The organism is Bradyrhizobium sp. CCBAU 11386 (genome assembly GCF_028128955.1).
In the GTDB taxonomy this organism is placed as follows: domain Bacteria; phylum Pseudomonadota; class Alphaproteobacteria; order Rhizobiales; family Xanthobacteraceae; genus Bradyrhizobium.
The window spans coordinates 58,853-79,446 of the sequence record NZ_LBKA01000261.1 but is presented as its reverse complement, the minus strand read 5'-3'; the positions used below and the strand labels follow the sequence as shown (position 1 = coordinate 79,446).

The following is a 20,594-nucleotide window of genomic DNA, read 5'->3' as shown; positions in this document are numbered from 1 at the left end:
CGGTAGAAGTCTTTGGTACCGGTCGAACTCGTACCTGTTGATGCTCAACTCGTCCTCGTCATCTGGCTATCTCCTCGCTATCCGCTGATGAAAACGCCTCCATGACCCGTGTCATTGCCGGGTGCGTTCGGTTCTTGACCTTGATCCAGTCCTTCGAACGGCCGGCGCTATAGCGTCGGTCGCGCCGTTTCGAGATCAGGCCCTCGAGGCCCAGGCGGCAGGCGGCGCCGAACAGCTCGGTGCCGATCTCGCCTGGCTCGAAGGGCGCGGCGAACATGCCATCCGGCCGACCGCGTAGCAGCCGCGCCAGATTGGTCTTGCGCAGACTCAGAGGCAGTTGGCGCAGATCTTCGCCGCCGAGCGCGAGGACGTCGAATGCGTAGAGCTGCACCTCGTTGTCGTGCCGGCGCGAGTGCAGGGCGTTGAAGTCGGAGACGCCGTCGACACCGAGCACAACGGCCTCGCCGTCGATGATGAATTGCTGCTCGCGGTTCCTCAGCGCGGCCTCGACGATCCAGGGAAATCGCTTTGTCCAGTCGTGGCCGTTGCGGGTGAACAGCCGAACGGTCTTACCGTTGCGCTCGACGCGCAAGCGGTACCCGTCATACTTGATTTCGTGAATCCAGTCGGCCCCGGAAGGCACGGCTTTGGCGGCTGTGGGCAGGCAGAACTCGAACGCGCGGTGCATGAGAACGGAGATAGTCATGCCCTGCGAGTTTTGCGAATCCTCAGCGTAGGACCCAACCGCGAAGTAAATCGCGGACACTTCTACATTTGTTAAGTTCCCTAGGCAGCCTAGCGCGGCGCCAGCAGGTCCTCGCCCGGCTTCAACACTCTGACGAAGGTCCCGCTCTCGTGCAGCTCGAGCCAGCCCTTCTCGACGGCGAACGTGAGGCCGGCGCCGAACTCGGCGCCCGTCGCCTTGCAGCCGGACTTCGAGAGAAAAGGCGCGTTGATTTTCTCGATGTGGATGCGGCCGTTGATCGGCTCGATGCCGGCGGCGAGTTCGAGGAGCTTGCGCGCAGCGGCTTGCGGATCTGCGAAGGGGCGGTTCTCGACATGCTTCATGTGCTGGCGCCGGCAAGCTTGTCGCGCTCGACGCGGGCCAGCTCTTTGGCCCTGGCCTCGGCCTCGCTGCGCGTCAGCAGGTCCGGCCGAAGTCGTCGGCCTGGAAGGTCGTCCCAGTAGAAATAGACGCTCGGCCGGCCGTCGGCGAAACGGACCTCATAGCTGCCGGTGTCGGGTACGGCTTCGTGCTTTTTGATCGTGATCGGAGCGATCATGGGGGCTTTACCGCCTCGTTCGTATCGTGATCGTTTGCGCGTGGTGCGGGTTGCTCTGAGAAAAATTGTAGATGTTTTGTAAGAGCCTATCGACTGCACCCTTGTGGTAGTTTGGGTGTGTAGCGTTGATCTCCAAATCAGTCTCGACCACCACGATCGCTCTGACCGTCCCGTCTGGTGCCGCCTCAATCTCCGGGGTTGCGCTGAGAACGTTGGGGATTTCCTCAAGTGTCATTGACCGTCCTGCATCTGGTTGTGTGGAGCATCACATTTAACCATCAATTGTATGATTTGCATGAGTCCACTGATCGTGACGAGCCTGTCCGTTTTGATGGCGCGAACGCTGCTACATAAGACTAGACCGCGAACGCAGCGGCGGCTATATGAGCGGCCTGCGAGCCGCTGATTTGCAAAACTTTTGCCGCGGCTTGCAAAACTTCCGAAGAAAGCCTTGTGATATCAAGCGCTTCGGTGGGGAATGGTGTAACGGTAGCACAACAGACTCTGACTCTGTTTGTCTTGGTTCGAATCCAGGTTCCCCAGCCAATTCCGGCGCTTTTCCCAATGATTGATCTGCTCGAGGGCCGCACCATTTGCGGAGCCCGGCTCACCGCGCCGCCGCTCGCGACGGTTTGCCTCATCTGAAAGCGCATCTGTGGGGTCGGATCGCCGCGCGCTCCATCGTCCTTGGGGCACACAACCCAAGGAGATCCGTGATGCCTTATGTCGATGGTTTCGTGCTGGCCGTGCCGAAGGACAAGATCGAGGCCTACAAGGCGCTGGCGAAAACGGCCTGCGCGGTCTGGATGGAGCACGGCGCGCTCGATTATGTCGAATGCATCGGCGACGACGTTCCCTATGGCGAGCTGACATCGTTTCCGCGCGCGGTGATGGCGAAGGAGGATGAGCTCGTCGTGTTCTCCTGGATCGTCTACCGCGACCGGGAGAGCCGCGATGCCGTCAACAAGAAGGTGATGGCGGATACGCGGCTCAAGGGCGCCGAGATGCCGTTCGACGGCAAGCGCATGATCTATGGCGGCTTCGAGGTCCTCCTTCAGGCGCACGCGCGGCTGCGAGAGCCCGCCGGCCGATGAGCCGTCGGGCGCGCCGCGTTGGCCTTGGTCATCGCGCCGCGCGCCCCCGCCCAGCGAGGCCAACGCGAAATGATCAGCGGCGCCTCTTCCGACCAGATTTGGCGGCGCGCTTCTTCGTCGCGCGTCGCTGGCTGCCACCTGCATCGGCCGCGCCCCATGGAATTTTCGCCCTGACGCGTTTCTTGGCGCCGACGAGATTGGGCGTTTGGTTGTATTGGAGACGACGGAGTTTGGCCGTGACGAGATCGCTGAGTTCCTGGAACGACGGATTGGTGCTGCGGCCTCGCAGCTCACGCAGCACCTTCGCCATACAGAAAGTGTAGGCGCCATATGACGTAACGCCGTCACGATACTCGTAAGACAGTTCCTGCTCCTGGCAAGCCTCGAGCAGGATCGGCAGAAAAGGGCCGTGATGCCCGAGCTCGAGCCGTTTCTTGTCGTATTCCTTGTCGGGCTGGGTGCGGAGCGCCATGCTGCGGCCAAGCCGCTGCGTGGCGCCGTTGCCACCGAGATAGTCAGCGCCGTCCTTGCGCTTCTTCAGACTCTCGTTCAGGGGCGGGAATTCCCGCGGCACCCACATGCCTTCGCTTGCCTCCCATCGCAACGCCCGGTGGCGAATATCATCAGGTGGCGTCAGGCCGCGGATGCGCGGACCGCCGTCACGTGTCATGCCGCCGGAATGGCAGCAGTCGAGCATGGCGACGAAATAGCAGTTGTACGGGAGCTGCGAGTAGAGCTGGCAGAATTGACGGTCGAGAATCGCGTGCGCGGGCGTCCAGTCGAAATCGTAGGGGACCAGGCACTCGTCAACCCTATCCGGTGCGCCGCTCTGATTGTATCCGGGAATTTGGGCGCCATGCCCGGAGTAGAACAGCATGCGCTCGTCGCCGTCGCGCACGCCATCGAGCAGCCAGTGAAGCCTATCCATGATTCCCTGCGCCGTCGCCCGCTCATTGAGGACGACGCGTATTTCATCTGGTTTCAAGCCGCTTTCCTGCAGCACCGAGCTCATGAGAAACACGTCGTTGACGCATCCTTCGAGCCTGTCCTTGGGGTTGGGATAGTCGTTGATGCCGATCAGCAGGGCGCGGCGGGTCGGCCGGGTGTCGATGCGGGCGATCTCCCGCGCAACGCCGACGATGGAGCGTGACGCCTGCACGGGAACCACGTCGTGCCAGATGGTTGCAACGGTCTCGGGGCGCGAAAGGTACCAGGTCGCGTCGTGATTCAGGACGTCGTTGGGGACGTCGAACGGCGTCAGAATCTGCTGAAAATTGTTTGCGGCAATCTCGAGCGGGTAGGTGAGGACGCGATCCTCCCGATTGAACAGATGGTACCATTTCCGACAGGGAAGATCCTGAATGCGGCCTGCAAAGATGTCACGCACCGCGGGGTTGCCGATCTGCGAGCCGAACGTAACGAAGACTTTGTCCTTGATCGCATTCGGATTGCGCACGAACGTGTCATAGCAGATCAGCGAGCCGAGGCTGTGCGCCAGGACAACGTCGTAATTGCCGTTCTTCAGCTTGTCGAGGACGACGCTGCGAAGCGTGGTCTGTAATTGCTCATCTACCGACCACTGGGCGACCATGCCCGCGGTCCATCTGATCAGGGTCGGTACATCTTCGAGGCTGCGTGTGCCCGCGAGGAGATCTCCGATCCCGTGGACGGTCGCGCTCGCCAGCAGTCTTGCCAACGCGACGCCGTAGGTGACGAGATTCGGCGGGTTCTTGTCGAACAGGTCGTCATACGAGAGGAAGTCTCGGGGTGGGGTGACCGACCTCGGCCTGAAGCAGCAGCAACAGGCAGCCGGCAAGCCGCGTCTCCATCTCTTTCGACCGAAGCGACAGCGGACCGGGATCGTTGAGGATCGCGTTCACCAGCGTGCCCAGCACGACCTGAAAGCCGAAGGCGATGGTGCGGGTCTTTGCCGCTTTGCGGCCCTTGCCCATGGCCGGCAGCAGGAGAGGGGTGGCGCGTTCGGTGGTCGCCTTCGCGAGCGCCTTGAATGCTGTCCATTTGTCCGGACGTGTGTCGTCGTGCTGAAGGGCGGCGCGCAGCACGCCCTCGTGGTTGCGCATCCAGGCGATGATGCCGCTGATGATGATCTGGCAGAGCTTGTCGAGGCCTGTCTCGGGTGATGTTGGCCTGATCTCCTTAAGCCGCTCCTCGCCGTCGCGCGCGGCGAGCGCCATCAGCGCGTTGAAATAGGCCTCCTTGCTCTCGAACCGGCTGTAGAAGGCGCCGACGGTCGCCTTTCGCGTTCGAAGGCCAGCTGCTCCGCGTCACCGTCACCATGCACAACGACCAGGCGCTCGACGGCGAAGCCGTCGGCAACGCGCAGATGGCGCGGCAGTAACGGAAGAAGCCCGTTACTTGATCTTGTCGTAGGCCGCCGCGAAATCGCCCAGCGGCATCGGGATCGCGATCGTCTCCTTGGCCATGTTCTGGAACGAGACCTTCAACTGCTTGCCCGACCGCAAGGCCGCAAGCAGGTCCGCCGCGATCGGCGTCGAGGCGTAGCAGCCGCGATTCTCGCAGGTCTGGATCTGGAGGTCGACGGTCTTGCCCTCGTCGACCTGGAGCTTGGCGCCGATCGGAAGGTTGAGGCCCAGCGGCAGTTGCAGCAGCGCTACCGGCGTGCGGGTGTCGGGCGCGATGCGGATGTTGATCAGAACGATGGTCTGTCCGGTCTTGGTCAGCACCGCGTTCTGCTCCATCGCGCATTCGAGCGGCGCATCGCGGCTGACGCTGGTGCAGCGCACGACCCAGCCGGCCTGCTGCGCGCCGTCAGCCTGCGGCTGTGTCGGGGCAGGCGCGGGCTGTGCGGCCGGGGCAGGAGCCGCGTTCTTCTTGGCGCTCTGCTGGGCATACGCGGCACCGGTCGACAACAGGAGGGCGGCAGCAAGGGCGACAAGTCTGGATTGCATGGGCATGGCGAGACTGCGTTGGCGTGAACCGGAGGCCTCGCTGTAGCGTCGCGGGAGCCGCGGCGCAAGCTTACTCGGCGGCTTGCTTGACGGTGCCGTGCGCGGGCGTCTCGTGGCCTTCGCCGTCATCCGAACGGCCCCAGCCCGAGAACCAGTTGTTGAGCTCGTCGAGATAGAGATAGACCACCGGGGTGGTGAACAGCGTCAGCGCCTGGCTGACGATCAGTCCGCCGACCATGGCGTAGCCGAGCGGCTGGCGGATCTCGGCGCCGGTGCCGTGGCCGAGCATCAGCGGCACGCCGCCGAGCAGCGCCGCCATCGTCGTCATCATGATCGGGCGGAAGCGCAGCAGCGCAGCCTGGCGGATCGATTCCGCCGGCGTCTTGTGCTCGTCGCGTTCGGCGGCGATGGCGAAGTCGACCATCATGATGCCGTTCTTCTTCACGATGCCGATCAGGAGGATGATTCCGATCAACGCAATGAGGCTGAAGTCGAAACCGGCCGCCATCAGGATCAGGAGCGCACCGACGCCGGCCGAGGGCAGGGTCGACAGGATCGTGATCGGATGGATGTAGCTCTCGTAGAGGATGCCGAGGATCAGATAGACCACGACGAGGGCGGCGAGGATCAGCAGCGGCACGGTGCCGAGCGACTGCTGGAACGCCTGCGCGGTGCCCTGGAAGCTCGAGTTCAACGTCGGCGGCGCACCGAGATCCGCCATCGCCTTCTGCACGGCTTCGGTGGCCTGGCCGAGCGCGACGCCCTGGGCGAGGTTGAAGCTGATCGTGATCGCCGGGAACTGGCCCTGGTGGCTGATCGAGAGCGGACGGACTGGATCGGTGGTCCAGGTCGCGAAGGTCGACAGCGGCACCTGGTCGCCGGTCAAAGGCGATTTCAGATAGAGCTTGTTCAGGCTCTCGAGATTGCCCTGCATCTCCGGCAGGATCTCGAGGATCACCTTGTAGGTGTTGAGCTGGGTGAAATACTGCGTGACCTGGCGCTGACCGAAGGCGTCGTACAGCGTGTCGTCGATCAGCTGCGGCTGGATGCCGTAGCGCGCAGCGGTATCGCGGTTGATCTTGAGCTGAACCGTGGTGCCCTGCGTCTGCTGGTCGGTCGCGACGTCGCGCAACTGCGGCAGCGTCTGCATCTTGGCGAGGATCTTCGGCGCCCAGTCGTTGAGCTCGCCGAGATCGGCGTCCTGCAGGGTGAACTCGAACTGCGTGCGGGTCGGCCGGCCGCCGAGCCGGACGTCCTGGGCCGCCTGCATGTAGAGGCGGGCGCCTTCGACCTTGTCGAACTGCGGGCGCAGTCGCGCGATGATCTGCTGGGCCGATGCCTCGCGCTGGTTGCGAGGTTTCAGCGTGATGAACAGGTTGCCGTTGTTGCCGGCACGGCCGCTGCCGCCGATCGACATGGCAACGCTGGCGACGTCGGGATCGGCCAGGATGATCTTGCCGAGTTGCTCCTGTCGCCGGACCATTTCCTTGAAAGAGATGTCCTGCGAGGCTTCGGAGGTCGCGGTGATCAGGCCGACGTCCTGTTGCGGGAAGAAGCCCTTCGGGATCAGGACGAACAGGTAGATCGACAAGCCAAGCGTGGCGAAGAAGATCGTGAGCGTGGTGCGCCGCCAGGCCAGGGCATGGTCGAGGATGTATTCGTAGCCCCGCAGCATCCCGTCAAAGGCGCGCTCGCTCCACTGGTAGAATTTGCCGTGGGTCACCTCGCCATGGGCGCGCAGGAAGCGCGAGGCCATCATCGGCGTCAGCGTCAGCGACACGAACATCGAGACGAAGATGGTCATCGCCAGCACGACGGCGAACTCGCGGAACAGGCGCCCGATGATGCCGCCCATCAGCAGCAGCGGGATCAGCACGGCGACCAGCGAGATGCTGATCGAGACGATGGTGAAGCCGATTTCCTTGGAACCCTTGAAGGCGGCCGCCATCGGCGATTCGCCTTCCTCGATGTAGCGCGTGATGTTCTCCAGCATCACGATGGCGTCGTCGACGACGAATCCGACCGCGATCGTGAGCGCCATCAGCGACAGATTGTCGAGCGAATAGCCGACGACCCACATCAGGGCGCACGCGCCCAGCAGCGCCAGCGGAACCGTGATGGTGGGAATGACCGTCGCCCAGAAGCTGCGCAGGAAGATGAAGATGACCATGACCACCAGGGCGATGGTCAGCAGCAGTGTGAACTGGACGTCCTCGACTGCGGCGCGGATGGTCGTGGTGCGGTCGCTGATGAGCTCGATCTTGATCGCGGGCGGGATCGCCGCCACGAGGCGAGGCAAGGTCGCCTTGATCCGGTCCACGGTCTCGATGACGTTGGCGCCCGGCTGCTTGAATATCACCAGGAACACGCCGCGCTTGCCGTTGGCCCAGGCCGCCTGCTTGGCATCTTCAGCGCCGCTGACCGCCTGGCCGATGTCGCGGATTCGCAAGGGGCCGCCGTTGCGATAGGCGATGATGACGTCGTTCCAGTCCTTGGACTGGGTCAGCTGGTCGTTGGCGTAGATCGTGTAGGCACGCTTGTCGCCGTCGATGTTGCCCTTGGGGCTGTCGACCGTGGTGATCGCGATCTGGCTGCGCACATCCTCCATCGACAGGCCCTTGGCGACGAGTTTCGCCGGGTCGATCTGAATGCGGATGGACGGCTTCTGCTGGCCGCCGATGAACACCTGCGCGACGCCGGAGAGCTGGCTGATCTGCTGGGCGAGCTGGGCGTCGACGGCGTCGCTGACGCTGGTCAGGGGCAGCGTCTCCGAGGTCGCCGACAGCAGCAGGATCGGCGCATCGGCCGGGTTGACCTTGCGGTAGGTCGGCGGCGAGGGCAGGTTCTTCGGCAGCTGGCCACTGGCGGCGTTGATGGCACCCTGCACGTCATTGGCAGCGCCGTCGATACTGCGGTTGAGGTCGAACTGGATGGTGATCGACGCGGTGCCCAGATAGCTCGTCGAGGTCATCTGGGCGATGCCGGGGATCTGGGCGAACTGGCGTTCCAGCGGCTGGGCCACCGACGAGGCCATGGTCTCGGGGCTGCCGCCCGGCAGGTTGGCGGTGATCTGGATGGTCGGGAAGTCGACCTGCGGCAGCGGCGCGACCGGGAGCAGGGGATAGGCGACGAGACCGACAAAGAGGATGCCGGCCATCAGCAGCGAGGTGCCGATGGGATAACGGATGAAAGGTGCCGAAATCCCGCCCTCGGTCATTCCTGTCGTACCTTGTTCTGGGCCGGGTCCGAACTCGCCACCGCCGTCGAGACGAGGCTTCCGGGCTGCACCTTGAATTGACCGCCGGTGATCACCTGCTGCCCGGGCGTGAGGCCTTCGTCGACGACCGAACGTCCGTCGATCGCGTAGCTGACCTTGATCTTGTGCACTTCGGCCTTGTTGTCCTGGTTGACGGTATAGGCGTAGAGACCGCTGGTCGAATGCTGAACCGCGTCATCCGGGACCACGGTCGCATCCTTCAGCGTCCGCACCAGAAGCCGCGTCGAGACCGACTGTCCCGGCCACAGCGTGTGGTCCTTGTTGTCGAACACCGCCTTGAGCCGGACAGTCCCGCTGGTCGTGTCGACCTGGTTGTTGATGACGGCGAGCTTGCCCTCGGCCAGCGTCTTCTTGCCGTCGGTGGTGAACGCGATCACCTTGAGTGCCCCGGCCTTCTGGCCCTCGCTGATATAGGCGAGCTGGTCTTCCGGCGCCGTGAAGATCACGGAGATCGGCTCGACCTGCGAGATCGTGACGATGCCGGTCTGTGTCGAGGCATTGACGATGTTGCCGACGTCGACCTGGCGCAGGCCGGCGACGCCGGTGATCGGCGCCTTGATCTGGGTGTAGTCGAGCTGGGTCTGGGCATTGGAGATCGCGGCGTCGTCGGCGGCGATCTGGGCGGTGAGCTGGGCGACGGTGGAGCGCTGGGTGTCGACCCGCTGCGCGGTGGCGAATTCGCCGAGCTTCATGGCGCGCTGGAGCTCGAGATTGGCGTTCGCCAGATTCGCCTCGTCCTGCGCCTTCTTGGCCTTGGCCTGGTCGAGCGCGGCTTGATAGGGGCGGGGATCGATCGAGACCAGAAGCTCGCCCTCTTTGGCGATCTGGCCTTCGGTGAAGGCGATCTTGTCGATCTGGCCGTCAACCCGGGGCCGGACCTGGACGGTGTTGAAACCCTGAACCGTGCCGAGACCGGTCAGGTAGACCGGGAAGTCGACCTTCTGGACCGGCGCAACGCTCACGGGAACGGCGGGCGCGCGGGGCGGACCTTTTTGTGCCGTCTGGGTTTTTCCGGCATCGGGCGAGCCGAATTTCTGCCAACCATAGTAACCCGCGGAGGCCACGGCCGCGATGATCAGAATCCAGAGGATCGGCCGTGTTTTTTTCATATCGGCTCGTGTCGGCTCTTGTGCCCTCAGCTTACGAATTATGGGGCAATCATTGGGTTCCAAGGCGCTTGTATAATACACGCCAAGTTCCAGTGTAAACAGCACTATCGGTTGAGAATCCTAAACAATTGGAAAGCTTTGCACCCGTTAGGCAACTCTCTGGCGCGCCGGTGTGCAGTGCTGCATTTTCCCGGTGCGAGCGATCAGCGTGCAAAAATGAGGCAATGCTCGCAGCCGGTGTGGGCGGGCGCGGCGAGTTGGGTGCAAGGCTGGCGCAGCGCCCGGCCGGGAGCGGCGGGACGTGCGCTTTCCGAGAACGGTTCTAAATCGCGCGGGCGGCGTTTCGGTTGTCAGGAAAATCGGCATCGTTCATATCGGCCCGTCACAACGGGAGCGCAGGATGGACGAATTGAACGGCAAGCTGATCGCGTGTCAGATTCTGATCACGGGATTGATCGCCCGCGTCGCCAACGAGCAGCGCGATCCCTTGCGCTTCCTCACCGACTTCCGCGACGAGATCAAGTCAGTGGTCAATGGCGTCAACATCGCCGGCATGGAGAGCACCGATCGCGTGCGGGCCGTCGCGCAGAAGACTGTCGACGAATTGTTCTCGCTGATGAAGCCGCCGAGCAGTGATTGATGCTGCGAGCGCGATCGCTGATTTCGCGGCTTTTTTCGCGCTCGTTTTAGAACGACTCCAATCTCTCTTTAGAACCGTTTGAAACTGTAGATTAGAATCATTTTGATCTGGACTTATTCAAGGGTTCTCGCGGCTTGCCCGCATTGACCCACTATTTTGCCGCCGATACCAACAGCCTAATCGCTCATCGAAGTGAATGAGCGGACATGAAGATGGGGCGTGTTGTATAATGGGGCAGGTGGTCGCACCGAAGTCGTTGCGTTCGGTCGCAGCATTCGATCTGGCGGAAGAAAAGTCCGCGGGCATTTCCGGCAAGAAGGTCTCGGCAGTCGCGAGCTTGATCGCGGTGGCGTCGGTGTCGAGCGGCGCAGAGGCGCAGCAGTCGAACCTGCCGCCGGTGACGGTCGATGCTCCAGTCCAGCGTCCGCGCCCGACGGCCTCGAAGCCCACGCCGGATCAGATCCGCGCGCGTAACGCGCTTCGCCGCGCCGCGCAGCGGCAGCAGGCCCAGCAGGCTGCTCCGGCGACGCCCTCCGGACCCGCCGACGCGAATCCCTATGCTGATCCGGCCGCGCCCTACAAGGTCGACCACGTGCAGGCCGGGGGTAAATTTCCGGAGAAATTGGTCGATACGCCGAAGTCGATCACGGTTCTCAGCAAGGAAGTGCTCGAGGACAAGAACGCCACGACGCTAAAGCAGGCGATTCTCAGCACGGCTGGCGTGACGCTCGGGTCGGGCGAGGGCGGCAATGCGTTCGGTGACCGCTTCTTCATCCGCGGCTTCGACGCGCGCAACGACATCTTCATCGATGGCGTGCGCGATTCCGGCGTCAGTGTGCGCGAGAACTTCTTCACCGAGCAGGTCGAGATCCTGCGCGGTCCCGGCTCGACCTTCTCCGGCCGCGGTGTCGCCGGTGGTGCAATCAACATCGTCACCAAGCAGGCGACGACGGCAAAGAGCTTCTACAACATGGACACCACGTTTGGCACCGACCAGACCAAGCGTGTCACACTCGACGTCAATCAGGTGATCGACCCGACACTCGCCGTTCGTGCCGGCGGTCTGTTCCAGGACGCCAATGTCGCCGGCCGCGACTACGTCAAGGACAACCGCAACGGCGCTTTCGTCGCGACGACGTGGAAGCCGACCGATACGGTCAAGGTTACGGCCAACTATATTCATACCGAATTGACGGGAATTCCGGACTTCGGCGTGCCCTATTATCGGCCGAGCACGACGTCGACCGCGGGCGGTCCGTTTCCGGACTTCGGCTCCAACCGCAACAATTGGTATGGCCAGATCAACCGCGATTTCTACCGGACTGGCCAGGACATCGGTACGCTCAACGCGGAAGTGCAGATCACGCCCGACCTGTCGGTCAGCAACAAGTTTCGCGCGTCTCGCTCGACCCAGAACTACGTCGGAACGCTGCCGGAGAGCCCGGTAGTCGCCACCCCGCTCTCGGCTTCGACGCTCACGATGAATCCGCAGAGCCGTTTGCAGATCACTGACGTGCTCGCCAACCAGACGGAGGCGACCTACAAGTTCCAGGACGGGGTCGGCTTCAAGCATACCGCGCTGGCGGGAATCGAAGTCGATCGTGAGAGATCGTCGATCGACAAGTATCTTGGGCTTACCTCGGAGGGGAACGGAATTCCTACAAGCCCATCGGGCTCACCGACGGGCGTCAGCGTCTTCGTTCCCCAAGACACGTTTTTGCCCGGTAAAGCGCTTGCACTGGCGGGCCTGCCCACCAAGATCGGTATCGATACCGTCAGCGGCTACGTCATGGATAGCGCGAACTATCGCGACCTGCTGATCCTCAATGGCGGTTTCCGCTACGATGACTACAGCATCAAGTCGACGGGCTATGCCGCGAATGGGGCGTTAGGCCAGCAGTCGGCGGAATTCCTGATCCCTAACTTCAACCTCGGCCTGACCTTGAAGCCGGCGCCGAACGGCAGCGTCTACGTGGCCTATGCGACGTCGGCAAACCCGGTCGGCGCCGAGTTCGACGGCACCAGCACGGCCTATGGCGGCCTCAATCCGACCCTCGCCGGCGGCAACACCCAGATATTCGGGCCCGAGAAGAACAAGGCCATCGAACTCGGCACCAAATGGGAGCTATTCGACCGTCATCTGCTTCTGACCGCGGCGCTGTTCCAGACCACGAAGGAGAACGCACGCGAGGCGCAGAATGTTGGTAGTGCGGCCGCTGCCGCCCCCTTGGGATGCGTCTATCCGACCGGAACGACCGGCAACATATCGTGTATCACGGCCGGGGCGGCCTATCGCATCCGCGGCATCGATCTCGGCGTCGGCGGCAAGATCACCGACAAATGGAGCGTGTTTGGCGGTCTCGTGCTGATGCAGTCGGAAGTGACGCAGTCGCTGGCGCCGTCGGCCAACAAGGCGCTGTATCCGACCAATGTCGGGCGTCCGCTCGCCAACGTCGCGCACGAGTCCTTCAGCTTGCTCACGAAGTACCAGCTCACCGATGTCTGGGAACTGGGTGGGCAGGCGGTCTACCGTTCAAAGATCTACGGCGGCACTTTGCTCGCGGCCAACCAGGGCACGTCGATTCCGAGTTATTGGCGTTTCGACATGTTCGCGGAGGCCAAGATCAACAAGAACTGGCAGGTCAAGCTGTTCGTGAACAACATCTTCGACAAGCGCTACTACGACGCGTTGTACCAGAGCGCGGCACCGTTCGTGCTCGAAGCACCGGGCCGTGCCGCCTATGTGGTGCTCTCGGCGCGCTACTGATGGAGCGATAACTAGTTTCATGCTGACATGCATAGAAAACGTTCTCAGCAAGGATGATGTGGCGGATTTCCGCCGCATCATGGACGCCAGCCAATGGGAGGACGGCCGCTCCACCGCGGGCGCGCAGTCGGCCATGGTCAAGCGCAACGAGCAGTTGCCGCCGGACGGCGAGGTCGCGCGCAAGCTCGGCAACCGCATCATCTCGGCGCTGACGTCGAACCCGCGCTTCATCGCCGCGGCGGTTCCGTTGCAAATCTTCCCGCCGCTGTTCAACCGCTATGCGGCCGATTGCGGCCACCATTTCGGCCTGCACGTCGACAATGCGATCCGCGGCGACCGTCTGACCGGCCTTCGCATCCGCACAGACCTGTCGGTCACGCTATTCCTCGCCGAGCCCGAGGAGTATGACGGTGGCGAACTTGTGATCGAGGACACCTACGGCTCGCACGAAGTCAAGTTGCCAGCCGGCGACTGCGTGCTCTATCCCTCGACCAGCCTGCATCTCGTGACGCCGGTGACCCGGGGAACGCGGGTTGCGTCTTTCTTCTGGCTTCAGAGCATGATACGAGACGATCAAGCCCGGAGCATGATCTTTGACCTCGACACCGCGATTCAGGCGCTGGTGGAACGGCTCGGGCGTGACGATCCCGAAACGGTCAAATTGACGGGTATCTATCACAACCTCATTCGCTACTGGGCCGAAGTATGAAGATCATGTCCTTCCAAGCAAGCCTTGCCGCCGCTTTGATGCTGGCGGCCGCCTGGCTCGCATCCCCTGTTTCTGCCCAGACACAAACCCCGCCTGCGGCCCCGGCACCATCTTTGGCCCGGCCGGCTCCGGTCAGCCCGGCCCCCGCGGCACCATCGACAACCGCGCCTGCCGCCCCGGCGCCTGCGGCCTCGACGGCGACCGCTCCCGCGGCACCGACGGCATCCCCCGCAGCCATCGCTCCGACTGCGAAGCTCGATACGGCGACCGCTGTCGCGCCGGCCATGAAGGAATTGTCGCCCTGGGTGATGTTCATGTCAGCGGACGTCATCGTGAAGGCGGTGATGATCGGGCTCGCCTTCGCATCGCTCGTGACCTGGACCGTGCTCATCGCCAAGTCGATCGAGCTGTCGGTCGCGTCCGGCAGGCTTCGTTCGGCGCTGAGGAAAGTCTCGGAGGCACGGTCGCTCGCGGAAGCGCAGATGGCGCTCGGCACCAAGGAGGGCATCCTGCCGTCCTTTCTGGCGGCAGCGCTGCGCGAGGCGCGGATGTCGGCCGGCCTGTCCAGCGATGCCGGCATCAAGGAGCGCGCAGCCTCGAGCTTTTCCGAGATCGTGCGCGCGGAGGCGCGGCGCATCCGCATCGGCATGGGCGTGCTCGCGACCATCGGCTCCACGTCGCCCTTCGTCGGCCTGTTCGGCACGGTCTGGGGCATCATGAACAGCTTTATCGGCATCTCGAAGTCGCAGACCACGAACCTCGCCGTGGTCGCGCCCGGCATCGCCGAGGCGCTGCTCGCCACCGCGATCGGCCTGGTGGCCGCCATTCCCGCGGTCATCATCTACAATCACTTCTCGCGCATGACGAAGGGCTATCTCGAGCTCGTCAGCCGTGCCTCGGGCGCAGCGGCGCGGCTGCTCTCGCGCGATCTCGACCGCAGCCACGGCAGCCTGCATTCACGCGCGGCGGAGTGAACCATGGCCGTTTCGCTCGCTGACAACGATGACGACGACGACTTCTCGGAAACGCATGACATCAACGTCACGCCGTTCATCGACGTCATCCTGGTGCTGCTGATCATCTTCATGGTCGCAGCTCCGCTCTCGACGGTCGATCTGCCGATCGATTTGCCGACGTCGAGCTCGACGCCGCAGAAGAAGCCGGACAAGCCGACCTATCTCAGCATCAAGCGCGATCTGGGGCTTGCCATCGGCGAGGATTCCGTCCACCGGGCCGATCTAATTGCGACCCTCGACGGCATGTCCGACATGAGCAAGGACAAGTACGTCTTCCTGCGTGCCGATCGCTCCGTGCCCTATGGCGAGTTGATGGGCGTCATGGAGCTGCTGCGCTCCGGCGGTTACACACGGGTGAAACTGGTTGCGCTTGAGGGGCCTCCCGCGGCGGCGGGAGCACCTGCGGCGGGCGCCGCACAGCCTTAGAGGTTCGCCAAGGAACTGCTATGCCTGACGTCGAACTCGAACCCAGACCAGCCCGGAGGCTTTGGATTTTGGCGGCGGTCGCGGCGCTCGCGCTCCATTTGGGCGGGGCCGCGCTCGCGCTCGCGAACTTGCGGGCGGGCGATGGCGACGAGGGATTGGGCGCTGCGGGGGCCGAGTTCGCGGTCGAGATGGCATCGCCGGAGGCTCAGGAAACCGAGCTGCCACCCGGACCGAACGACTCCGTCGCGCAAGAGGAGCGCCCAGAACTTCCGCAACAGAAGGCCGAGCTGAAGGAGACGGAGCTTCCCCAGGATCGGCCGCAACAGGCCGAGGATCCCGATCGCCTCGTCAGCGAAAACAAGGCGAAGAAGGAGCAGGACGACGATCCGAAGGTCGCCGCCGTTGAAACGCCTGCCATGGAGGCAGCACCAAAGCAGATTGATATGGCCCGGCAAACGTTTGAGGACGCAACGCGCGAGGCTGAGAAGGCGCTGGCGCCTGTGGCCGGTATCGGCAAGGACATTCTAAAGCTGACGACCGACTGGAACCGAAAAATCAGTGCGCATCTCAAGCTTCATCAGGTCAATCCGGAAGGGAAAGAGAATAGCAATCAGAAAGTGAAGGTAAGCTTCGCAATCAATCGGCAGGGAAACGTGCTGTCGGTTGATGTGGTGGAGTCGTCGGGGGATGCAGCGTACGATGCGGCTGCAATCGCAATGGTTCACAAATCCGATCCCTTTATGCCACCGCCCGCCGCACTGACTGAGGATCGCTTCGAACGTACCGTCGAAATCAAGTTCCCGCCGCCGGACGAGAAGAAAAAGAAGAAGACGGCTCAGCGCCAGTAGAGCCGGATACCGACATAGACGACCACCAGGCAGGCGAAGATCAGTGCCACCGGAAGGGGGCGTTTCTGGGTTCCACCGAAAGTCGCCGCCCCGAAAGAGGCAGCCTTTTTCGGCTTCGGGGCCGGGCGGCGGAAAGCGGTAACATTGTCCGCCGCCGGCTCGGGCGGGCGGGTACGGACGTCGGGCGGAGCTCCCGCGCCCCCCATCTCGGCATAGTAGGCCCTGTAGATCGCGCCGATGGTGGCTTCGGTGGCCTCGCCCTCGCTCATCTGCGCCAGCAGGTTCTTGTAGCTCGCGAGGAACTCCTGGGCTTCCGGAGGCAGCGCGGACGAGCCGTTGAGCTTGGCCATCATCTTCCAGGTGGCAAAATCGGCGCGGGCTCGGGTGTCGGCGCGTCGCGCGATCAGCATATCGGCAGCTTTGACCAAGTCGGCCTCTGGCCCTTCGGCTTGTGTTCGGGTGTCGCTGTTCAACTACGCGTTGCCGGTCAGGAAGAGAACAGCCTGAATCACATAACCGGTCAACGTTCGCAGTATTGCTGAAATAACATCAAGATTTAGACCGAACTGCGAGCCCGCAAGCGGCAGCAGGATCAACAGGCCGATCAGGATCAGCATACCGAAAGGCTCGAGCCGGGCCAGCGGCAGGGCGAGCGGCCGCGGCAGCAGCCCGACCGCGACCCGCCCGCCGTCGAGCGGCGGGATCGGCATCATGTTGAACACCGCCAAAACCGCGTTGACGAGGATCGCGTTCTTGAGGTTGTCGACGATCCAGTGCGCCGAACTGGCGGGGACCCAGGGCAGGGCGTGGACGGCGAGGGCCGCGGCGAGCGCCAGCAGGATGTTGGTGGCCGGCCCGGCAAGGGCCACCCAGACCATGTCGAGCCTGGGGTTGTTGAGCTTGCGAAAATTCACCGGCACCGGCTTGGCATAGCCGAACAGGAACGGCGAATGCGCAAACAACAGCATTGCCGGCAGGATCAGGGTACCGAACGGGTCGATGTGGCGGATCGGGTTGAAGCTGACGCGGCCGAGCTGCCAGGCCGTGTTGTCGCCAAGCCGATGCGCGACGAAGGCGTGCGCGGCCTCGTGAAAGGTGATGGCGAGCACGAGCGGCAGCACCCACACCGAGAGGTCATAGAAAGAAATGTTCACGGCTCGTCCGTCCCGGTTGTGCCTGCAGCCTTGCAGCCGTCCGGCCAAACCGGCGGTACAGCGACGCTTCAGCTCAAGATAAGGTGGCCGGTTCCGAAATTCCACGTCGCAAATGACCGACGAGGCCCGTAGCCGCCGCGCCGGCACAAATTCACGCCGGAATCGTTCCCTGATATTGCGTCAGACCATCGTCGAGCTTCAGCCAGGCGAGCTTTTCCGAGACCCAGATGTGCTCGGTCGGCGTAAAGGCGTTGCGGTCGTCGAACGTCGTGAGCGAGACGCCCGCCAGCGTCCCGTTGCGCCGCCAGGCGAACAGTCGCGTGCCGCAGCGCTTGCAGAACACGCGGTCGATATTCTCGGACGACGCATAGCGCTCGGTCTCGCCTTCGACCGTCAGTGCGCGCTGATCGAACTGCGCGCGGGCGAAATAGGGCGAGCCCATCGCCTTCTGGCACAAGCGGCAATGGCAGATGCGGACGTTGAGCGGCTCGCCCTCCGCCTTGAACCGCACCGCGCCGCACAGGCATCCACCTTCCCGGATCATGGCTCAGGCCACCCGCCATTCGCCGACCTGGCGCGCCATGTTCCAGTTGAGATTGTCGAGATCGCCATCCATGTCGGAATTCCTGCGTCTGGTGTTGGTGAAGGCGGCCCAGCAGAAGCCGCCATGGGTGCGCACAGCAATCGTGCTCGTGCCCGGCAGGCTGCCATTGTGCCACCAATTGCCTGACTTGTTGACGCAAAAACCCTTGGCGTAGTCCGGGCTGTAGCTGGGCGCGGTGGTCATGACCTCTATGGTGCGTGGCCGCAGGATGTTCGCCGGTCTCGTGTAGCCGTCCACACGCATCAGGAACTGCACGAGGTCTGCCGGCGTTGCGATCCAGCCGCCATGGGAATCCATCCGTCGGACATTCATGCCGTAGGGATTGTCGCCCTGACCGTAATAGACGACTTCACCGGCCTGGCGCTGCTCACGCGTATTGCCCGAAATGGTCATATCGGTGACGCTGCAGCGCGCAAGCACGTCGGTGCGGACATGCTCGGCATAGGGCTGGCCGGTGAGCTTCTCGATGACGCGGCCCAGCACGCAATAGCCGAAATTGGAATAGGCGTAGCGCTGGCCCGGCGGCCGGTCCAGCGGCCGGTTGGCGAGCGTCCAGGCAATCAGCTCGGCGTGATCCATCCGCGGATGGGTGAACATGGGGTCGCGGTTGTCGTTGCTCCAGCCGCCGGCGGTGTGGGTCAGCAGATGCTCGAGTGTGATCTGGTCGATGCCGGCAGAGTAGGGCGGCTGTCCGTAATCGGTGCCGAGCAGCGCGCCCGGGCCGAACACGAGATCCGTCAGCTTGAGGCGGTTCTCCTCGATCAGGCGGAAGATCGTGACCGAGGTGATCATCTTGCTGACGCTGGCGATCCGGAACAGATGCCGCGGCGTCACGGCCTCGTTCCGCTCGATATCGGCAAGACCGAAGGCATCCTCATGGACAACAGTGCCGGCATAGCCGATCGCGAAGGACAGCGCCGGCACGCCGTACTTGTCCATGAAGCTGTTCGCTAGCCGTGCCATGGCGCCGCGCTCGGCCGGCGAGGGCGAGCGGATGCTCGGCGGGTTGGGCGCGAGTTGCGCGAGTGTCGTCGATGACAGCAGCGGCAGCGCGCCTGCGCCCGCTGCGAGCTTCACGAAATCCCGACGCCGCATGGTCCGCCCCTTCCAGGAGGCGGCCAGTACTTCAGTAGGTCGCCCGTCCGCCGGAAATATCAAACACCGCGCCGGTGGAGAAGGCACAATCTTCGGATGCGAGCCAGCTCACCATCGCGGCGAGCTCTTCCACCAGCACGAAGCGACCCTTCGGGATTTTCGATAGCATGAAGTCGATATGCTGCTGCGTCATCTGGTCGAAGATCGCGGTTTTCGCGGCCGCCGGCGTCACCGCATTGACGAGGATGTCGTGCGCGGCGAGCTCCTTGCCGAGCGACTTCGTCAGCGCGATCAGGCCGGCCTTGGACGCCGAATAGTGCGAGGCGTTGGGATTGCCTTCCTTGCCGGCGATCGAGGCAATGTTCACGATCCGCCCGTATTTCTGCTTGAGCATCACCGGCACGATCGCCTTGCAGCAGATGAAGGGGCCGTCGAGGTTGATGCGCAGCACCTTGCGCCATTCCTCGAGGTCGGTCTCCCAGACCGGCTTGTTGACGCCGGCGATGCCGGCATTGTTGACCAGGATGTCGATCTTGCCGAAAGCGGCCAGCGTCGCATCGCGCGCCTGCTCGACGGCTGCGGTGTCGGTGACGTCGACCTTGAAGACCTTGGTCTCGCCGCCGATCTCCTTGGCCGTCTTCTCGGCCAGTGCGGCGTCGAAATCCCAGATCGCGACCTTGGCGCCGGAGGCGGCGAAGCGCTGAACGATGGCGCGGCCAAAGCCCTGCGCGCCGCCGGTGACGACGGCGATGCGGCCGTTGAGATCGATCTTGTTCATCGAAGAATCCCTCCATCTATCCCTCATGGTGAGGAGCGCGCACTTGGCGCGCGTCTCGAACCATAGAGCCCGTAGCCCATCCCTCGAGACGGCGCTGTCGCGCCTCCTCGGGATGAGGAGTGATCAGAGCATGTAGCCGCCGTCGACGACGAGGTCGACGCCGGTGGTGAATGCGCTCTCGTCACTGCCGAGATAGACCGCCATGGACGCGATTTCGTCGGCGGTGCCGAGCCGGCCCATCTTCTGGCGGGAGATGAACATCTCCTTGCCCTGCGGCCCTTGCGCGGCGGCGCGGTCGAGCATGGAGGGCGTCTCGACGGTGCCCGGGCAGATGCTGTTGCAGCGGATGCCCTTGGTGATGAAGTCGAGCGCGACCGCGCGCGTCAGCAGCGACACCGCCGCCTTCGATGAGCTGTAGACGTAGCGGTTGGCCGGCGGCCGTAGCGCGGCGCAGGACGAAATGTTGACGATGCTGCCACCGCCGCCCGCCAGCATCTCGGGCAGGAACGCCTTGATGGTCCGGTGCATCGACTTGACGTTGAGGTCGAACGAGAAATCAAAATCCTCTTCCGAACATTCCAGGATGGTGCCGTGGTGCACGAAGCCCGCCGCGTTGAGCAGGATGTCGATCTTGCCGACGCGCTTGGCGAAGGCATTGACGTCGGCGGTGTTGCGGACGTCGAGCTTGGCGGTTTCGGCGATGCCTTCCTTGCTCAAGCCCGCAATGCCGGCCTCGTTGATGTCGGTGGCGATGACGGTTGCGCCTTCACGCGCGAATGCGATGGCGCATGCGCGCCCGATGCCTGCTGCCGCGGCCGTGATGACGGCGCGCTTTCCCTTGAGGCGGTCTGCCATTTTCTTGTT

General features: G+C 63.4%; 21 protein-coding genes and 1 tRNA gene. 8 read left to right on the top strand and 14 right to left on the bottom strand.

Annotated features, from left to right (window positions below; translation table 11 throughout):
• Positions 1-58 precede the first annotated feature (58 nt).
• From XI09_RS43915 to XI09_RS43905, 3 genes are all read right to left on the bottom strand, one after another.
• Complete coding sequence (locus tag XI09_RS43915; protein ID WP_271572803.1) at positions 59-688, bottom strand: ATP-dependent DNA ligase; 630 nt, start codon at positions 686-688, stop codon at positions 59-61.
• A gap of 107 nt (positions 689-795) precedes the next feature.
• Positions 796-1,068: a hypothetical protein gene (locus XI09_RS43910; protein WP_271572512.1), complete on the bottom strand. Its 273-nt coding sequence runs from the start codon at positions 1,066-1,068 to the stop codon at positions 796-798.
• Positions 1,065-1,283, bottom strand: coding sequence for a hypothetical protein (locus XI09_RS43905; protein WP_271572511.1), 219 nt, complete (start codon positions 1,281-1,283; stop codon positions 1,065-1,067). The genes XI09_RS43910 and XI09_RS43905 overlap by 4 nt, the downstream gene beginning before the upstream one ends.
• Before the next feature lie 472 nt (positions 1,284-1,755).
• Between XI09_RS43905 and XI09_RS43900 the strand changes: the two genes are divergently transcribed.
• Together XI09_RS43900 and XI09_RS43895 are read left to right on the top strand one after the other, a co-directional pair.
• Positions 1,756-1,829, top strand: a tRNA-Gln gene (locus XI09_RS43900).
• A gap of 170 nt (positions 1,830-1,999) precedes the next feature.
• Entirely contained in the window at positions 2,000-2,377 is a 378-nt protein-coding gene (locus tag XI09_RS43895; RefSeq protein WP_271572510.1) for a DUF1428 domain-containing protein, read from the top strand.
• A 73-nt stretch (positions 2,378-2,450) separates the two neighbouring features.
• On the opposite strand, the gene XI09_RS43890 is transcribed toward XI09_RS43895, so the two are convergent.
• From XI09_RS43890 to XI09_RS43870, 5 genes are all read right to left on the bottom strand, one after another.
• Complete coding sequence (locus tag XI09_RS43890; RefSeq protein WP_271572509.1) at positions 2,451-4,193, bottom strand: caspase family protein; 1,743 nt, start codon at positions 4,191-4,193, stop codon at positions 2,451-2,453.
• Entirely contained in the window at positions 4,123-4,572 is a 450-nt protein-coding gene (locus XI09_RS43885) for a hypothetical protein (RefSeq protein ID WP_442869661.1), read from the bottom strand. The genes XI09_RS43890 and XI09_RS43885 overlap by 71 nt, the downstream gene beginning before the upstream one ends.
• Positions 4,573-4,749: 177 nt before the next feature.
• Positions 4,750-5,313 carry an invasion associated locus B family protein gene (locus XI09_RS43880; protein WP_271572508.1) on the bottom strand — a complete coding sequence of 188 codons (564 nt, stop codon included), beginning with the start codon at positions 5,311-5,313 and terminating at the stop codon, positions 4,750-4,752.
• A gap of 64 nt (positions 5,314-5,377) precedes the next feature.
• Positions 5,378-8,524, bottom strand: a complete 3,147-nt coding sequence (locus XI09_RS43875; RefSeq protein ID WP_271572507.1) for a multidrug efflux RND transporter permease subunit — start codon at positions 8,522-8,524, stop codon at positions 5,378-5,380.
• Positions 8,521-9,693 (bottom strand): efflux RND transporter periplasmic adaptor subunit, encoded by a 1,173-nt coding sequence (locus tag XI09_RS43870; RefSeq protein ID WP_271572506.1) that lies wholly within the window; start codon positions 9,691-9,693, stop codon positions 8,521-8,523. Before XI09_RS43870 ends, XI09_RS43875 begins: the two co-directional genes overlap by 4 nt.
• A 400-nt stretch (positions 9,694-10,093) precedes the next feature.
• Between XI09_RS43870 and XI09_RS43865 the strand changes: the two genes are divergently transcribed.
• The 6 genes from XI09_RS43865 (at position 10,094) to XI09_RS43840 (ending at position 16,099) form a co-directional block, all read left to right on the top strand.
• The gene (locus XI09_RS43865) at positions 10,094-10,333 is read left to right on the top strand and encodes a hypothetical protein (protein WP_271572505.1); all 240 of its coding nucleotides are present in this window, start codon (positions 10,094-10,096) and stop codon (positions 10,331-10,333) included.
• A gap of 229 nt (positions 10,334-10,562) precedes the next feature.
• A complete protein-coding gene (locus XI09_RS43860) occupies positions 10,563-13,100 on the top strand; it encodes a TonB-dependent receptor (RefSeq protein WP_271572504.1) in 2,538 nt (845 codons plus the stop codon).
• 19 nt (positions 13,101-13,119) lie between these two features.
• Entirely contained in the window at positions 13,120-13,809 is a 690-nt protein-coding gene (locus XI09_RS43855; RefSeq protein ID WP_271572503.1) for a Fe2+-dependent dioxygenase, read from the top strand.
• On the top strand, positions 13,806-14,783 hold the full coding sequence (gene exbB / locus XI09_RS43850; protein WP_271572502.1) for a tonB-system energizer ExbB: 978 nt from the start codon (positions 13,806-13,808) through the stop codon (positions 14,781-14,783). The genes XI09_RS43855 and exbB overlap by 4 nt, the downstream gene beginning before the upstream one ends.
• A gap of 3 nt (positions 14,784-14,786) precedes the next feature.
• Positions 14,787-15,251 carry a TonB system transport protein ExbD gene (gene exbD / locus XI09_RS43845; protein ID WP_271572501.1) on the top strand — a complete coding sequence of 155 codons (465 nt, stop codon included), beginning with the start codon at positions 14,787-14,789 and terminating at the stop codon, positions 15,249-15,251.
• Between the two features lie 20 nt (positions 15,252-15,271).
• Positions 15,272-16,099: a TonB family protein gene (locus XI09_RS43840; RefSeq protein WP_271572500.1), complete on the top strand. Its 828-nt coding sequence runs from the start codon at positions 15,272-15,274 to the stop codon at positions 16,097-16,099.
• Here XI09_RS43840 and XI09_RS43835 read toward each other — a convergent pair.
• The 6 genes from XI09_RS43835 to XI09_RS43810 all read right to left on the bottom strand — a co-directional run bounded on the left by XI09_RS43835 (position 16,087) and on the right by XI09_RS43810 (position 20,585).
• The gene (locus XI09_RS43835; protein ID WP_271572802.1) at positions 16,087-16,509 is read right to left on the bottom strand and encodes a hypothetical protein; all 423 of its coding nucleotides are present in this window, start codon (positions 16,507-16,509) and stop codon (positions 16,087-16,089) included. The two genes, XI09_RS43840 and XI09_RS43835, sit on opposite strands and share 13 nt — an antisense overlap.
• A 63-nt stretch (positions 16,510-16,572) precedes the next feature.
• Entirely contained in the window at positions 16,573-17,253 is a 681-nt protein-coding gene (locus XI09_RS43830) for a site-2 protease family protein (protein ID WP_271572801.1), read from the bottom strand.
• Between the two features lie 151 nt (positions 17,254-17,404).
• Complete coding sequence (locus XI09_RS43825) at positions 17,405-17,797, bottom strand: GFA family protein (RefSeq protein ID WP_271572499.1); 393 nt, start codon at positions 17,795-17,797, stop codon at positions 17,405-17,407.
• 3 nt (positions 17,798-17,800) lie between these two features.
• Positions 17,801-18,952, bottom strand: a complete 1,152-nt coding sequence (locus XI09_RS43820) for a serine hydrolase domain-containing protein (RefSeq protein WP_271572498.1) — start codon at positions 18,950-18,952, stop codon at positions 17,801-17,803.
• Positions 18,953-18,983: 31 nt separating this feature from the next.
• On the bottom strand, positions 18,984-19,730 hold the full coding sequence (locus XI09_RS43815) for an SDR family NAD(P)-dependent oxidoreductase (RefSeq protein WP_271572497.1): 747 nt from the start codon (positions 19,728-19,730) through the stop codon (positions 18,984-18,986).
• Positions 19,731-19,853: 123 nt separating this feature from the next.
• Positions 19,854-20,585, bottom strand: coding sequence for an SDR family oxidoreductase (locus tag XI09_RS43810; protein WP_271572496.1), 732 nt, complete (start codon positions 20,583-20,585; stop codon positions 19,854-19,856).
• Between the last annotated feature and the right edge of the window lie 9 nt (positions 20,586-20,594).

Bases quoted from the DNA above. Each gene is read 5' to 3' on its own strand.
- XI09_RS43835 (WP_271572802.1), bottom strand. From the start codon at position 16,509: ATGCTGATCGCGCGACGCGCCGACACCCGAGCCCGCGCCGATTTTGCC.
- XI09_RS43880 (WP_271572508.1), bottom strand. From the start codon at position 5,313: ATGCCCATGCAATCCAGACTTGTCGCCCTTGCTGCCGCCCTCCTGTTG.
- XI09_RS43895 (WP_271572510.1), top strand. From the start codon at position 2,000: ATGCCTTATGTCGATGGTTTCGTGCTGGCCGTGCCGAAGGACAAGATC.
- XI09_RS43815 (WP_271572497.1), bottom strand. From the start codon at position 19,730: ATGAACAAGATCGATCTCAACGGCCGCATCGCCGTCGTCACCGGCGGC.
- XI09_RS43810 (WP_271572496.1), bottom strand. From the start codon at position 20,585: ATGGCAGACCGCCTCAAGGGAAAGCGCGCCGTCATCACGGCCGCGGCA.
- XI09_RS43875 (WP_271572507.1), bottom strand. From the start codon at position 8,524: ATGACCGAGGGCGGGATTTCGGCACCTTTCATCCGTTATCCCATCGGC.
- XI09_RS43885 (WP_442869661.1), bottom strand. From the start codon at position 4,572: ATGGCGCTCGCCGCGCGCGACGGCGAGGAGCGGCTTAAGGAGATCAGG.
- XI09_RS43870 (WP_271572506.1), bottom strand. From the start codon at position 9,693: ATGAAAAAAACACGGCCGATCCTCTGGATTCTGATCATCGCGGCCGTG.
- XI09_RS43865 (WP_271572505.1), top strand. From the start codon at position 10,094: ATGGACGAATTGAACGGCAAGCTGATCGCGTGTCAGATTCTGATCACG.
- XI09_RS43910 (WP_271572512.1), bottom strand. From the start codon at position 1,068: ATGAAGCATGTCGAGAACCGCCCCTTCGCAGATCCGCAAGCCGCTGCG.
- exbD (WP_271572501.1), top strand. From the start codon at position 14,787: ATGGCCGTTTCGCTCGCTGACAACGATGACGACGACGACTTCTCGGAA.
- XI09_RS43855 (WP_271572503.1), top strand. From the start codon at position 13,120: ATGCTGACATGCATAGAAAACGTTCTCAGCAAGGATGATGTGGCGGAT.
- XI09_RS43820 (WP_271572498.1), bottom strand. From the start codon at position 18,952: ATGCGGCGTCGGGATTTCGTGAAGCTCGCAGCGGGCGCAGGCGCGCTG.
- exbB (WP_271572502.1), top strand. From the start codon at position 13,806: ATGAAGATCATGTCCTTCCAAGCAAGCCTTGCCGCCGCTTTGATGCTG.
- XI09_RS43860 (WP_271572504.1), top strand. From the start codon at position 10,563: ATGGGGCAGGTGGTCGCACCGAAGTCGTTGCGTTCGGTCGCAGCATTC.
- XI09_RS43825 (WP_271572499.1), bottom strand. From the start codon at position 17,797: ATGATCCGGGAAGGTGGATGCCTGTGCGGCGCGGTGCGGTTCAAGGCG.
- XI09_RS43905 (WP_271572511.1), bottom strand. From the start codon at position 1,283: ATGATCGCTCCGATCACGATCAAAAAGCACGAAGCCGTACCCGACACC.
- XI09_RS43840 (WP_271572500.1), top strand. From the start codon at position 15,272: ATGCCTGACGTCGAACTCGAACCCAGACCAGCCCGGAGGCTTTGGATT.
- XI09_RS43915 (WP_271572803.1), bottom strand. From the start codon at position 688: ATGCACCGCGCGTTCGAGTTCTGCCTGCCCACAGCCGCCAAAGCCGTG.